The 15,126-nt window shown below is 32.3% G+C and carries 11 protein-coding genes and 2 pseudogenes; 6 read left to right on the forward strand and 7 right to left on the reverse strand.

Going from position 1 to position 15,126, the window contains the following annotated elements; genetic code table 11:
• Positions 1–400: 400 nt before the first annotated feature.
• The 3 genes and pseudogenes from B096_RS09445 to B096_RS09810 all read right to left on the reverse strand — a co-directional run.
• Positions 401–682, reverse strand: coding sequence for a hypothetical protein (locus B096_RS09445; protein WP_018579019.1), 282 nt, complete (start codon positions 680–682; stop codon positions 401–403).
• Between the two features lie 224 nt (positions 683–906).
• Positions 907–1,134 carry a restriction endonuclease gene (locus B096_RS10250; RefSeq protein ID WP_083912983.1) on the reverse strand — a complete coding sequence of 76 codons (228 nt, stop codon included), beginning with the start codon at positions 1,132–1,134 and terminating at the stop codon, positions 907–909.
• Positions 1,131–1,566 (reverse strand): annotated as a pseudogene (locus B096_RS09810) (IS30 family transposase); the annotation flags it as partial. The pseudogene B096_RS09810 and the gene B096_RS10250, both read right to left, overlap by 4 nt.
• A 399-nt stretch (positions 1,567–1,965) precedes the next feature.
• On the opposite strand from B096_RS09810, the gene B096_RS0101540 reads away from it, so the two are divergent.
• Positions 1,966–2,196, forward strand: a complete 231-nt coding sequence (locus B096_RS0101540; RefSeq protein WP_018579020.1) for a hypothetical protein — start codon at positions 1,966–1,968, stop codon at positions 2,194–2,196.
• Positions 2,197–2,233: 37 nt separating this feature from the next.
• On the opposite strand, the pseudogene B096_RS09900 reads toward B096_RS0101540, so the two are convergent.
• From B096_RS09900 to B096_RS0101565, 3 genes and pseudogenes are all read right to left on the reverse strand, one after another.
• Positions 2,234–3,552, reverse strand: a pseudogene (locus B096_RS09900) (IS3 family transposase).
• 289 nt (positions 3,553–3,841) lie between these two features.
• Positions 3,842–5,494 (reverse strand): InlB B-repeat-containing protein, encoded by a 1,653-nt coding sequence (locus B096_RS0101560; protein WP_018579024.1) that lies wholly within the window; start codon positions 5,492–5,494, stop codon positions 3,842–3,844.
• A 146-nt stretch (positions 5,495–5,640) separates the two neighbouring features.
• The gene (locus B096_RS0101565; RefSeq protein ID WP_018579025.1) at positions 5,641–6,837 is read right to left on the reverse strand and encodes an MATE family efflux transporter; all 1,197 of its coding nucleotides are present in this window, start codon (positions 6,835–6,837) and stop codon (positions 5,641–5,643) included.
• Positions 6,838–7,332: 495 nt separating this feature from the next.
• On the opposite strand from B096_RS0101565, the gene B096_RS0101570 reads away from it, so the two are divergent.
• From B096_RS0101570 to B096_RS0101580, 3 genes are all read left to right on the forward strand, one after another.
• Entirely contained in the window at positions 7,333–9,504 is a 2,172-nt protein-coding gene (locus B096_RS0101570; protein WP_018579026.1) for a hypothetical protein, read from the forward strand.
• Positions 9,504–10,145: an ATP-binding cassette domain-containing protein gene (locus B096_RS0101575; protein WP_018579027.1), complete on the forward strand. Its 642-nt coding sequence runs from the start codon at positions 9,504–9,506 to the stop codon at positions 10,143–10,145. The genes B096_RS0101570 and B096_RS0101575 overlap by 1 nt, the downstream gene beginning before the upstream one ends.
• A gap of 611 nt (positions 10,146–10,756) precedes the next feature.
• Positions 10,757–11,008: a hypothetical protein gene (locus B096_RS0101580; RefSeq protein WP_018579028.1), complete on the forward strand. Its 252-nt coding sequence runs from the start codon at positions 10,757–10,759 to the stop codon at positions 11,006–11,008.
• 644 nt (positions 11,009–11,652) lie between these two features.
• Here B096_RS0101580 and B096_RS0101585 read toward each other — a convergent pair.
• Positions 11,653–12,516 carry a hypothetical protein gene (locus B096_RS0101585; RefSeq protein ID WP_018579029.1) on the reverse strand — a complete coding sequence of 288 codons (864 nt, stop codon included), beginning with the start codon at positions 12,514–12,516 and terminating at the stop codon, positions 11,653–11,655.
• Between the two features lie 689 nt (positions 12,517–13,205).
• On the opposite strand from B096_RS0101585, the gene B096_RS0101590 reads away from it, so the two are divergent.
• Positions 13,206–13,409, forward strand: a complete 204-nt coding sequence (locus B096_RS0101590; RefSeq protein WP_018579030.1) for a heavy-metal-associated domain-containing protein — start codon at positions 13,206–13,208, stop codon at positions 13,407–13,409.
• Entirely contained in the window at positions 13,396–15,126 is a 1,731-nt protein-coding gene (locus tag B096_RS0101595; protein WP_018579031.1) for a heavy metal translocating P-type ATPase, read from the forward strand. The genes B096_RS0101590 and B096_RS0101595 overlap by 14 nt, the downstream gene beginning before the upstream one ends.

Below are 15,126 nucleotides of genomic sequence, written 5' to 3' on the forward strand. Positions count from 1 at the left end.
GCGAATTATATCGTTGCGAGCTTTAATAATTTTGGTAGTGATCGCTGTATTTTGAGTTACATATGGATTTCATTTTTACTCCAAATCATATGGAGCATATTTTTTTTGATAATGCCTTTAAGCATTATCAAAATTCTCAATGTAATCTAGGCCATTTGTTCTTTTGTAGTAACTTTGTGACAACTGTTTACAAACAATATACATGCAATTATTTATTTGTGTGACAGTAAAGATATCCCATTCAACATATCGGACTGAAGTTGCAGTTTTAGTTTTTTTCGATTTTAGTATGATCAGATTTTTTCTGTGACAGATTTAATAATTGAAATTCCTTTAGCATCATAATCCTTTGAAGTAAGTTCTTTTAACTGACCTCGTCGAGCATCTGTACAAAATGCAATTATTTCATTTTTTTATATTTAACTGAATACGGTTTACCACCTATGGCTGAACCGTCTTTTTTATGGCGAATAGGCGTTTTAATCTCTGCCAATGAATTTCTCCAAGCTAATGCTTTTCTTAGTGTAATGGATGTAATAGCAGTATCAGGGATAAATTGGTTTGCTCTGTAAAGATTTGCTTTATATGTTTGTTCTTTAACATCGTATTTTGATAATTCAATCATTTCTATTACTATTTCTTTAGGAGAGATTCTCGATTTCGGTAAATCGTCTTTTTTCATTTCTTTTAAGAAATTTCGTTCTGCATTTATTGCTTTTTGTTTACTGTCAAATCTGGGTCGTTATATGCTTTTTACTTTTGCCAGATGGTCTCGGTAGCTGATATCAAAATACCAGGTATTTCATGTTTGATCTTTATAAACAGGCATACTAAAATCATCCTTTCACTATTCATGAGATCGTTAAAAGGTAGTTTGTTTAATTATCTTTTTGTTAGCGATAACTATTAGTAATTTATAGAGTTAATTAGTCTTACTAAATCATCGGCGTTCCAAAGTACAATGTTATTTGAATCTGCAAGTTCTCTTGCAGGTCTTCTAAAACTATTGTTTGTTACAATTATGCCAACGTGTGAGTCGAAAAATTTTAGTCCGTAAATTATTTCTTTGACGGTACCATAGTTTATTGGAGCGTTATGAAATTTACATTGAAATGCAAATTTCTCTTTTGTCAAATCTCAACTGCACCACTTTTACTTTTATTAAAGTCTATCTCATACGCCGTTTTGAAGTCAAATATTTTTCGTGGCATTGACTTAATTATGAAACAAATATCATCAAGATATTGTTTCGCTATATCATAGATCGATTTTCTATCGGTATAAACCTTCGCACGATTGCATTCGCGCGTTCATTGGTTCCACGTTAAAAAGAACAGTCGGGGTCACAATTATAGAGCTTACCCCAATCGCTTTGCAATAATTTTTAAGGTTTTAAATTTTAATCTGGTCTCGACTGCTTTTGATTTCATGATGATTTTATTTTCTTCTATAAATTTTCGAATTAAAATTGATGTGTAATATCATATCGGTATTCCCCTTAATAATCCTGATCATTCTTGAACATCGATCCACGATAGGTTTAATTGTTTCAGATTTTTTTTCGATATAAGTGCTGCTTTAAACAAGGAGTTAATAAGTTATCTATAGACTTTGAGTGCGTCACAATTAGTCCGAAATCGAGGGAACATCTCATTATTCCGAATAATCTCGTCCCCCGGTTAGCTATTGAAAATAATTAAACATTTATTGCTAATCCATGCAACAATTTCATTTTTTTCTTATGCTTAAGGTAAATACCGTTTTTAAAATAGTCGTTCTTTATAATCTATGATTAACAACGTGAATTTTTACATTATTTTTCAAAGACGGTTCGATTATTTTGTTGAAGAAATACCACATTTTTGTTGTGATTAAGGACGCCTAAAGAAAGCGTTTGCAACGTATTTTGTGTATGATATGATTCAGAAGATAGTGCTACAATAGACAGCATAATAGGGGGGATATATGCTAAGAAAATCACGTGTTTTGCATTACTTTTATCAATTTTTGCTTTATGGCACAAGTACGGTTCATGCAGCTGATAGTGCATCAGCAAGTGGTTATGGTTACGAAGTAAATGGTGACTCATTATTTACTGGTTCTATAACAGGTAAGAATTCAAATATTGCGACAGCAACAATTGTCAGTGCATATTATTATGATACATCTGGAAATGTAAAAAAAAGCTCCAAATAAATGAACTGAACCCCAAATCTTGGATAATCTAATTATCTTATAAATTTAAGGATTGATTCCTGTATTGAACAGGAGTTAGTCCTTTTAGTTTGGTCTTAATTCTCTTATTATTATAATAGTCAATATATTCATAAATTGCATCAATTAATTCTTCTAGCTTTTTATACTTATGTTCTTGGTCATAATACATTTATGATTTTAGTAGCCCAAAAAAGCCCTCCATGAGTCCGTTATCAATACTATTTCCCTTGCGTGACATACTTCTAATCATCGAATGTGCTTCTAATTCTTTCACATAAAATTGATGCTGGTATTGCCAGCCCCTATCTGAATGAATAATTGTTCCTTACGTATCGTTATAAGAAAATGGTTTGTGAAGCATGTCTCTAGTTTGATCCAAATTAGGACTTGTAGATATGTTGTAAGATACAATGTATCTACCATATGCATCAAGTATTGGTGAAAGATAGATTTTCTTCCCTTGCACATTAAACTCAGTGATATCCGTAAACCATTTTTGATTGGGTTTATCGGCTTCAAAGTTCCTTTGAACTCGATTCTCAATAATGGTTCCCACTGTCCCTTTATATGAAGAGTACTTACGTTTCTTCCGTATGATTGAATGTAATCCCATTTTATTCATAAGTCTCAAGACTTTCTTATGATTTACACGAATTCCTCGATTATTTAGTTCTAAAGTAATTCTACGATAACCATATCGACCTTTGTGATCATAATAGATTTCTATAATCTCTCGCATAAGTTCGTCGTTTTTAGTATCAAAATCAATTTTTGAAACGTAGAAGTACTAAGTTGATCGAGCGAGTCCAGATATTTTTTAAAGGATCTCTAAGGGATATTTTTGTCGTAGTAAGGAGACTACTCTGGTTTTTTCTTCTTTTCGCGCTCCACCCTTTGTTTCACTACGGCATTCAATTTTTTTAAATATTCATTCTCTGCTTCCAAATACTTGTTTTTTTTCTTCAATGCTTTTAGTTCATCATCAACTGTTAATGGTTTATTTGGTTTTGTCATAGATGGTTTCCCTTGTTTCCGTTCTATGACATTATATCCGTTTTCTTTATAATTTTTAATCCAATTGTAAATCATTCCATCAGAACTTAATCCAAGTTCGATGGCGACAGCTATGGTACTTTCTCTATCCATTAAAATGCGATTTATTACTTCTAACTTAAACTCATGAGAATAAACGCGACTTTTGTTTCGTCTTAGAACATTGAGTCCATGTTGATCAATAAGTCTTACCAAATATTTAATACTCGATTTATTAATACCATACTCATTTACTCATGAACATACTGGTTGTCCTAACTTTCGTTTTTCATATATTTCAATTTTTTGTTTTCATGTTAGCTTAGCCATAAAAAAAACCGCTCCTCCTCATCTTTCTCCAAGATTCGGGGTGCGGTTCATAGTCGGGAGGGCTCCTTTTATTATAAAAAAACAACCGCCCCTTGGGTGGTGCGGTTGAGATTTGAATTTAGGAAAAAGACTTTTCTACTTTTATTTTACTACTCCAATATAGTATGTGTTTTTTTGGACTATTAACAACTTATTTACTCGTTTATATTCTCTTCTCTAAATCTAGTTAGTAGGCATTTAATTTTTTTGTTTGCAATTAAAATTAATATAGTGCCAAGTGCCCATAGAATATAAACAAAAGATAGAATTTCATATTTTTTTTCCCTATTCCTGTTTTAGGTAGTATTTCTCTACTTTTATTATTTTTGGTGGTTAATGATAGTACACTTGCTTCTTTTTTGTCCTTTTCTGCGTCTAGAAGGTTGGTAGAGTTGCCAAGGTTTACTGAGTCACCTGTGTATTCTGGCTCAGTTGGCTTATTTGATTGTTCATTTTGTGGACTATTAGGATTGATAATAGTTCCAGTATCGTCTATGGAATCTTCTATAATTGACCAACGAGCGTATAAATTTATATCCTTATCGATTAATAAGTCGAGACTGACTTTATTTTTTAGTTGTTCATCACTATACCAACCTTCGAAATAATAATTTTTGTGTTTTAAAATTGGCAGAGTATAAATAGTGTTTTCTTCAATATCCAAACTAATATTTTCAATATCTTCTAGGTTCGAATGTAAATTAAGTTTTTTTGTTTTTTTCTTAATACTAAATTGAACTGGATTTGATAATTCTAAATTTTCTAATCCATTCTTTGTAAAGATACTAAATTGCAAGAAATTTGAATCATTGTTATTGTGAAATCTGAAAGATTTTGTAAAAGTAAGTGTTTCATCGCTTGTTAATATCTTATATTTTTTAGGATTATCAATTTCAGTAAGTGATAAATAGTAACCATCATTTTTTTTAATCCAATCTGATTCTAAGGGTTCAAAATTATCGTTATCATAAAAAACAATCATTGAGGTATTAGAAAAAGGGCCATTGTTGTGTACTGAAAAACTAAGATCAACTAAGTCCCCATCTGTAAGTTCGGCCATGGTAGATGAAGAAACTTCTAGTTTGGAAGACATGAACCTAGGTGTGTAGTTAGGAACTAAAGATGTTGATATTGATGGAAAAATAGGAGTTTGTCCTTCCATTTTAGTTGCAAGAAGTTGAAGTTGAAATAAAGGATAACCACGATCATTAAAATTTTTTCCAATAACATTAGTTTTGTAATTAAATCTAAAGTCTCCGAATGACTCGACCATATCAAAATTTTCAGAATATAAAATATTACCATTTTCATCAACTGGCCGCACAAGAATATTATAGGTCCAAGGCCATTGGTTTAAATTACAATCACCGTTTAACATCATTAATAAATCTTTTCTAGACACAGTAAACGAATCAAATTCGCTATCTAATGGAATCTGTTCCTCAATGTCTTGATAACGTCCATATTTTGACCAAATTTGATAATGAGCTCCAAATTTTTTTCCATCAATTGTAAATACTATTTTCGGAATCTGGAGACTTTGTATTTCTGTTGACGAATCGTATCTTTCAGTCAAAACTTCGATACTTACATTCTCTCCATAAGTATTGGAATTAATTTCGAAATTTTTTAACGAATATTCGACTGTGTCATTACTTTTAAGACTATTCTTTGATGCAGTAATCGTCGCATTGGGAAAAGGGATTGAATCTTGTTCCTTAATTTTAGAAGTACTAATATCAATTACAGGCTCAATTATATCCTCTGAGTTAAGAGAAGTATGTATAATTTCATCAGCAAATACGATATTACTGGTTCCAATCATAACAATAATTAGTGTAGATACTGAAAATATTTTTTTTATGTTTTTTTTCATATTAAGTTCCTTTCTTGTCTGAATATAATTTATGAATATAATTCAATTGATTTCCACTTATAGAATCCATAGAGTGTGGTAATTATTTCTGCACAAGTAAGTGCAAACCAGATGGCATCTGTACCGAATATATTGGGCAGTATAATTTAAAAAAGAATTAAAGGTAAGGTAGAACGCATTAGCGAAATAATTGTAGATTCTTTTTGGTAGTCCAATGCTTGAAGCAGTGTGGTAATAGCGATATTCACCGCAGCAAATGGAAGGTTTAAAAAATATTTCGTTGATAGACTAGATGTTAAAAAGACTAAACTACTTTCGTTGGTGAATATGTTTATGATAAATGGTGCAAATAAAAATATAAATACAGTGTAAATAAAGCCTAAAGTTAGGTTAAATATAATTCCTGATCTACTCAAAGATTTTAGGCGATTGTGTTCATTGCATCCTGAATAGAAGCTAATAGCTGGTTGAATTCCCTGGGATATTCCTAGAAAAGATGTGAGCGCAATCAGGGAAATATAACCAATAATGACATATGAAGATAAAGTTATTTCACCTAAATGGTGGTGATTAATTGTCATATTGTATAGTAGGGTAACGAAACCAATTGAAAAATTTGTAATAAAAGCAGATAACCCTTTTGAAAAAATAGCAAACATATCCTTGAAGTAAACCTTAGTTAATTTGAAACTTAGTAATCCTTTTTTAAAAATGAAATGCGGCAGTAAAATTAAAACACTAAAGATAGGACCTAGAGCAGTAGCCAGCGCCGCTCCAGATAATCCCATATTTAAAGGATACATAAAAAACCAATCTAAAATGATATTGGAAATTGATCCAATAATCAAAGCCCACATTGCTAATTTAGGAGCATTATCATTTCTTGCAAATGTGCTCAACGTAAAACTAAACAAAAGAAAAGGGGATGCGGTTATGAAATATCTCAAGTATAATTTTGTATCTTCAAAAATTAAGTTTGTCGCACCTAATATTTGTGCCAGTTGATTTATGAATATATTTCCAAGAATAACAATCGCAATTGATAAGATAGCGGTGATTAAATTGGCTTGGTTAAATAATGTATTTGCTTTTTTATAATCTTTGTAACCGATAGCAGCTGAGACCATCACTCCCGCTCCAACTGAAATCATCATTGCTAACGCAATCATAATTTCAACGACGGGTATCGCAATACCAGCTGCAGCTAGTGAATCTGGTCCTAATTTTTTTCCAATAAAAATCCCATCGATTATAAAATATATAGAATTAAATATTAATCCTATCATCTGAGGTATTGCATATCGCGTAATAATCTTTTTGTTTGATAACTCTAAATATTCCATAAAACCTCCTTAAAAAGACAAAAAAAGGCCAAAGTAAGCATTTACTTTGGCCTTGCATGCGAGAATAGATTTAGACCCGGCAGTCTTTTATGTGGACATATCCTATCACAGATATATTTAGGTTTCAAGTAAAAAAATCCTAATAGTTAAAAATGCGCGATTTTATGGAAATACTGATAATTTAAACAATATAGATAAACGTCCTTTAACTTAGGATAATTGTGTAATTATCTTTCTAATCTAGAATTATTTCGATTAATTCGAAAAAAAACGAATTAGAGTATGTAATCCAATTGAGAATTTTTAACGGGGATATATGATTTAAGATGAAAAATCGCAATCTAAAATTTTAAAAAAATATACAACCTATCTATCAAATAACAATTTATAGTAACTCAATATGAATGCATAATTGAAAAACATATCATTACACGATATTATATAGATAAACAGACAGTGTGTTTCTTATTCACATATATCTTATGGGGGAAGTCCATGAAAAAAATGGCGCTTGTTTTTACCGCTTTGACCGCATTTCTTCTTTTTGTAGTGTCCTTTGAGCAATTTAATCTTGGCTATAAAGTAAGTCAATCAACATTGTTTAAAGAAGCAGTACTCGATGGTGACCTACAGGTTATAACCTTTAACTTAAGCGCAGAATCCTTTAATGGAAGTATCGAGGGATTTGAAAAGTCAGTTGTCGAACTATTTCAAAATACACCTTATGACGGCTATGTTAGAAATGATAGCAATAAATCATATAATATGTATTTATCAACATCAAATCCAGATGCTTTGAAACATCTAGCCCTTTCCAAGGATGTAACAAATTTTGATTTTAGAGCACCAACAGAATCTCGTTTTATTTCGAATAGCATCAACCAAGCGGATGCTTCTGCTTATGTGCTTCAATTTGACCGAACAGAAAGCATTCCCAATAGTAATGATTTTAATATGCAAGTCAATTATTATCCCATCGCACAGTTATCAGATTCAAATCATTCAAAGAACCAAGCGAATAAAATTTTAATTTTATCTTTTTTTGTTCCTGTAAATGAGGTGGATCATTTTAAAGACTCACTCTTGAATGATTATTTCGGAGCGGAATTTTCGTGTCCACCGTATTCTAAAGAAACTCAGAGAATCTGTGGCGCGTTGTTGCAATTAGATAGTAAAACGACATTCAAGATTGATGGGATGATGCGTTACCCGATCAATCAAAATCCTTTTGAATATCCTAATTCAATTCTTATCTTAACTTTCTTCTCACTATTTACAGTACTCATTAGTATCAGTGTTGCTCGTGAACGTGAGATAAACATTCGGCAAATGCATGGGAATTATAATTATATTATTTTCAAACGGATATTTTTAAATATGGTCTTATCGATGATTGGTGTCTTTGCACTAACCCTTGCAATATTAAGTGTATTCAGGATTGGTTTTTTCAATCGGATATCATATCAATATTTATATAATCTATTTAAAATGCTGCTATATTTCATCGCAATTATTTCTTTAACGACATTTTTATTCTATATTTTTCAAAAGTTGAATATGAGTGTTCATAAGTTAAAAAGTGTATCAGAAAATCGTTTTATTGATGTTCTTATTCCCATTTTCAAAATAACCTCGATAATTATTGTCCTCGTGCCATTGGTGTCCACTTACTACTCATACAGTAATACTAAGGACTATGTAAAAGAATTAAACCAACAAGATGATCTGGTTAAAGGTACTGTCGTGAATAATATCCATTATGGTTTTCAGGCTTCAATTGAACAACAAGATGCGAATAATGATTTCCTGTTTAAAAAAGTAGAGGAGTATGATTTAGACTTCATAAGCTCAGAACATATTATGGCGTATGGGGAAACGTATTCTTATTTAATTACAAATCGTAATGCACTGAGTCGAGAGCCAATATATACGACTAATGGTGAAAAACTCAATGTTAAAAACATATCTGTAAACAGCATTTTAATACCGGAATCCTCAAGTTTTATACCCGATTTTGATGATGATGTTAATATTATCCATGTAGTATCCACACCAACAATTTTTGCTCCTTACAATATGGAGAATCAACAAAATGTAATAATAAATGCACCTATTTATGTAGTCGTAGATCCTTCAGAACAAGTTTTATCATCGATTAATTATATGTCGATCATTTCTACGGAAGCTACAAATCTTAACTTAGAGCAGTTCTCTGCAGATGTCGCTCAAGAAATTATTGAACCGATCACCATATTACGGGCAGATTTACTTTCCCAAATCGAGAATGACTTGGATGGGTACCGTAACGGATTTATTGCCTTATTTGGAAATATTCTCTTATTATCGATTAGTTTTACAACATTGGTATTAGAATCAGCATTTAGTAGAAAAGGGAGTCTGCTCGCAATACGATATATCCACGGACAATCTTGGTTTAGTCGATATAAAGAAATAATTGGTACATTAATAATTGCGCTCTTTATTCCTTTTGTTTTTATCCTTCTAAGCAGTGCAAGCAAAGTTACGGAATTTGTACCCATGATTAATATAGGTCTTCTAACAGGATTCTTCGCAATACTGCTTGTGGTAGATATAATCATCACCTATTTCTCAATACGAAGATTTGAACAAAAGCATTTGTTAGCAACATTAAAGGGGGACATATAATGGCTATTCAAATAAATAACATTACAAAAAAGTATGGCGACCGGATAATACTTAATAACTATTCATTAATAATACCGAAAAACAGTTTCACTGTGATTGCAGGAACGTCAGGATCGGGTAAGAGTACACTCTTAAATATCATCGGATTATTGGATACACCTGATTATGGTGAGGTTACGATCTTAGGCCACAAAAATATAAAACCATTTTCTTCGAAAGCAACAAAACTTCTGCGCAATAATATCGGCTATCTCTTTCAAAACTTTGCCCTTATCCCCGAAAAGTCCGTAGAATATAATCTAAATATCGCATTGGATTCAGTTCGAAGCAAAAATAAGGATACAGCGATTACCGATGCTTTGAAAATGGTTGGTTTGTCTGAAATACGAAAACAAAAAGTTTATCAATGTTCTGGAGGTGAACAGCAACGGATTGCGGTTGCAAGACTTTTACTAAAACCTTGCGATATTATTCTTGCTGATGAGCCAACAGGGAGTCTTGATGAAGAGAATAAACATATTATTTTTTATCTTTTAAAGAAACTTCAAGATTTGGGTAAGACGGTTGTCGTTGTTACGCACGATCCGGATTTAATTGATATAGCAGATCATGTAGTGCGTTTAGAACCGCAGAATCAATAAAGATAAAACGATTGAAAACATATTATTATGAATCAATTTGAGGTCTATTTTAGTAGAATAATCAATTCTGATGGTTGTGTGGGATGGATTATCCACCAATATGCATAAATTGAGATCCTTCATTCTATCTGAACCGGGAGTTCTTTTCCTGTAGAAATTAGTATATTAGCAATAAAGAAATACACAAAAAATTACCGCTGTCTTAATTGAGGCGTGTTTTTTTGAATATCGTTTATGTTAGAACACTCTATCGATGAGTAAGGGGTTACAAATATATTGATTTAGATTATAATTTGATTAAGAGAAGATGAGTAAAGAGGATCTCATAAGTTAGAGATTTTAGGCTCTGGATGATTGTTATAGTGATGGAAAAAATAGTACATAAAAAGTCATAGAAAAATTAATATAGAATAAGATGATGAAATTTACGTAGTAATTGATAAAGGTTCAGAAGTTTTGGTTCCATTACAAAAGAAAGTATTAATCAAGCATTTTTAAAATCATTATTGTGTCACAAAAATTTTAGATGAATCACCAGTATACTGGATACCTAAGAGGTAAGTTGTTAAGCAGTTATAACAAGGACTATTATTTTTATGGAGGTGTCGGATTTGAAAACAATAAAAAATAACAGAAAGTGGACACTTGGTTTTTTTGGAGGTGTTTTAACAACGATAGTAATAACTTGTGTTGCTAGCTATCTTCAACTTAATGATTACTACTTCACGGTTGATGATAGAATTATGCAATATACATTAAAAGAAATCGTTGCAATATGTTTAGAAAAATCTCTATATATTATTGTTTTTGCGATATTGGTCTATGCTATGATCATTATAAGACAAAAAAGGGAAAAGGTTTAATACACAGTGATATTTAAAGAGACTCATTTATATGAGTCTCTTTTTTGATTTTTTTATTCCTACGAATATTGATTTAGTTCCTGACATCAAGAAAAAATTGTACTAAATTCGAGTGAACCTAAGGAAAAAAAATAATACCAAAATGATTGAAATACACGATTTAGACATAGTGATTTACATCAAAGAATACCATTTGTGTTTTCAAGAACACTGCGTTGTTCACAAGGAAGATAATGAACTTAATCAATGTGTTGAATTTATCAATAAATAAAAGCAATGAACGGATAAACATATTACTGCCGATGGATTTTAAAATTGGGAATTTACAATATGAAGCTAGGTGGGCTCTATGCTACCTAATTTTACTATCTCGCAACCAACGTATAGAATTATGCGTTGTACTTAATAAACCACTTTATTACTTATTCAGGTGATTTCGTTTGGTCGTGGTGATTAAATAGATGACTTGTCCGCTAATTGTTCTTCCGGTTGGTTTCTAATGCTTTGTTTTGCATCATTCATAAGTTAACAGATGTTTTAGAAGAATACTACTATAAAAAAGCCACCAAAGGTGGCAATTAGAAAATAGTTGAAATAACACGTTACAGCTTACTCTGATCATTGGTATGTGTCTTACAATATTTTTATTTTCTATAGTGTTTTTTAAAACTTAAATAAATACCATATATCATTGATGTAGCAGCAAAAGAAATTAAAATAATTGTAAAAGTAGAGAGCTTTCTTGCATTGGAATTCTCTATTTGATTATTACTACTTCCCTTGAAATAACTAATGCCTCCATATTCGATTTCAGCATTTTCTGGAGCTTCTGTAAAATAACTAATATTTTCTTCAATCAAAGGTTTAAAAATTTCCTGCAATGTTTCTTTCGAATAAATAACACCCACATTAACAGGGATCTCACCAATAATTTCTTCATCGTAGAAAACCATATATTCATCTCTTCCCATAAATTCAACAATAGAAATTTGGAATAGGCCTGATTTATAGTATGTTATATTAGAAAAATCAATATTTTTCGTTTCAGCATAAGTTTTAACGGATTCAACATCAACTGACAAAATAAAACCCCTCTCAGAGTTTGATAACTCCGAAATAGAACCGACTTGCATTTCACCTTCAATCATTTCAAGTATGACGAGTTGATTGCTTTCAGTTAATGCCTCGTAGTATTCAGAGACAATGTTTTCATACAAATTTTCACCCATAACTAGGTCATAAATCACATCAGTTTTTGTATGATGAAGTTTAATAATTTCTCCAGATAATTGTTTTACCTGCATTGCACCGCTGTTAGTTTGATCAGATGGATTATCTTTCAAAAAGAATGATGAGAAACTATCAATACCTTCTTCTGCTTTTTGTATGTCATCTTCAGTCATTGATACGTCATCTGGAATTGTTTCTTTTAAACTTTCTGCGAAGATTGGAGTACTTGTAACAAAAAGACAAAGAAATAGTACTAATATTTTATTTATTATTTTCATACTGTCCTCCTTTTAATAGAAATAGTACACTCTTATAAATTGCTTTTGATCACTTATTTAAGTTTTTCACCTATTATATTAAACACACATAGCACAACTCGAACTTTTAATGATTAACAAGTTTCGCAATTATATAAATGACTGGAACAAATACAAAATGAAGATGCGATGCAGCTTCATTCATAAGAAAATTACTAAAAACGAAATCCTATGCGGTCATTACGATTTATTATAAAAACTTGATTTTTAAGGAAAAGTTAATATTGCATTATGAGGCGTTTACAAGGCTCTTGGATAGTATGAATATCAGATTCTAAGCACAATTAAATCGACTTAGAACGTTGATATTACTGAAACGTGCTTTGACGTGTCTATTCATGTTTCATTCATTCGCTAGTTAACAGTGTTTGCGATACTTTTTACGTAACCCGTAAGAAAGCCTTTATATGAAGGACTTGAATTATTATATTGAGTCAGATTTTTAAGAAAAAGTAGGCTTGTTCTTTAAAACAATTATACCATAAACGTTTTGGGAAGTAATGAAGAATGGAATACATTAAGAAACGCTCTATATTATTTTTCGAAACAATAATTTGTTTCAAATAAACTCCATTATCTTCACACTTGATCTAGGTCAAGGAATGCACTTTTTCAAACCGTTATACTTTCATTATGGAGGTTGAAAGACTATGGAAAAGAAAATACGACTAGAGACACTCACGTGTCCGTCATGTGTCACAAAAATTGAGAAGGGTGTTAGTCAGTTGAAGGGTGTTAATCGAGTTGATGTTGGGTTTAACACATCGACAGTGCGTGTTTCATATGACGAAGCGAAAGTAGATGCAAATAGTATTAAAAAGCGTATAGAGGAGTTAGGGTTTGCGCTTCGATAAAAAGTGGATCCCATTTGGTCTTGCACTTGTATTACGGATTATAAATCAAGACACTGTCGTATCACAAATTATTTTTGGTTTAGTAGGAATCTTTTATGCTTCCTACTTTTCGCTTCAAAGTATTTTAAATTTGCGTTACCGTATTGTTGGCATTGATTTACTGGTTACTCTTGCAGCGTTCGGGTCGTTGTTGATTGGAGAACCGTGGGAAGCCGCATCGGTCACATTTTTATATGTTTTTGGAAAGCACCTTGAATCGCGCGCACTCTATAAAACACAATTACAAGTGAATACACTTATTGATTCGATGCCGACTACGGTTATCGGTGCAGATGGTTATGCATATGAAATGGGTGATGTCACTCAAGGCATGCGCATCAAAGTTGTTGCTGGGAATGTAATTCCAGTCGACGGTCGTGTTTATGAAGGTATTGCGAGTGTTGATGAGGCTTCCATTACGGGTGAATCGATTCCGCAACAAAAAATGATTGACAGCCAGGTATATATGGGCTCAATACTCAAAGAAGGGTATTTACTGATAATAGTCGAGCGTGTCAGTGAAGATACGGTTTATGGGCAAATTCTTGACTTAGTTGAGAATGCTCAAAATCAAAAATCAGCGGTACAGAATTTTATTGATCGTTTTTCCCAATACTATACCCCCATGGTCATTGGGATCGCATGTGTTACTTATGTCCTAACGCATAATATGCGCATGGCACTCTCGCTGTTAGTTGTTTCATGTCCAGGTGCATTGGTGATTGCAATTCCTATTGCATCATCGGTCGCTTTAAGTAATGCATTAAAAAATCATGTACTTATCAAGGGTATCGATGTCTTTGATAAGCTTAATCGTATTGATACCATTGCATTCGATAAGACTGGAACGTTGACATTGAATGCATTAACGGTTGTTCACGTTGAATCGGTTACGCGCTCGCCGCAAACCGTTTTACAGATTGCGGCTTCCTTAGAGTATTATTCGGAACATGTTATGGCTGCAGCTATTTTAGATGTGAACACGCAACCTATAAAAGATGTATCTTGCTTTAAAGTCATTGATGGAATGGGTGTTACAGGCAATATCGAGGGAGTCCATTATTTAGTTGGTCAAGAGCGTTTATTTCCTTATTCGGTTCCTTCTGTTCCATCAAGTGCAGTATATGTTGGGACAGAAAAGGAACTCTATGGTATTGTTGTTTTAGAAGATACACTGCGACCTGAAGCCCCTGAAGCCCTCAGTCAATTAAACGACTATAAAATTATGATGTTAACGGGCGATCATGCTCAAAGTGCTCAGCGTATTGCAGAGAAGGTACATATTGAACACGTACATAGCCGATTGTTACCGAAAGAAAAACTCGCAATCATTAAGGAGCACCCAAATATTATGATGGTGGGGGACGGAATGAACGATTCGCCCTCTTTAATTGCAGCCGATTTAGGCGTATCAATGGGCGGATCTGAAAATCGTGTCGCTATGGAATGTGCTGATATGATCTTAGCACAACGTGATTTAAATCAACTCCCTAAGATGTTTCGTTTGGCGCGGAAAGTTCGACAGATTATGTATCAAAATATTTTAGTTGCCCTTTTAACTGTTGCTTTCTTATTTTCAGGTGTACTCTCTGCACATGTCACCATGTCGCTTGGCATGATGATTCATGAATTATCGGTTTTAGTTGTCATTGCGAATGCAATGAGATTGCGAGGATAA

This window comes from Erysipelothrix tonsillarum DSM 14972, from assembly GCF_000373785.1.
GTDB classification, from domain to species: domain Bacteria; phylum Bacillota_I; class Bacilli_A; order Erysipelotrichales; family Erysipelotrichaceae; genus Erysipelothrix; species Erysipelothrix tonsillarum.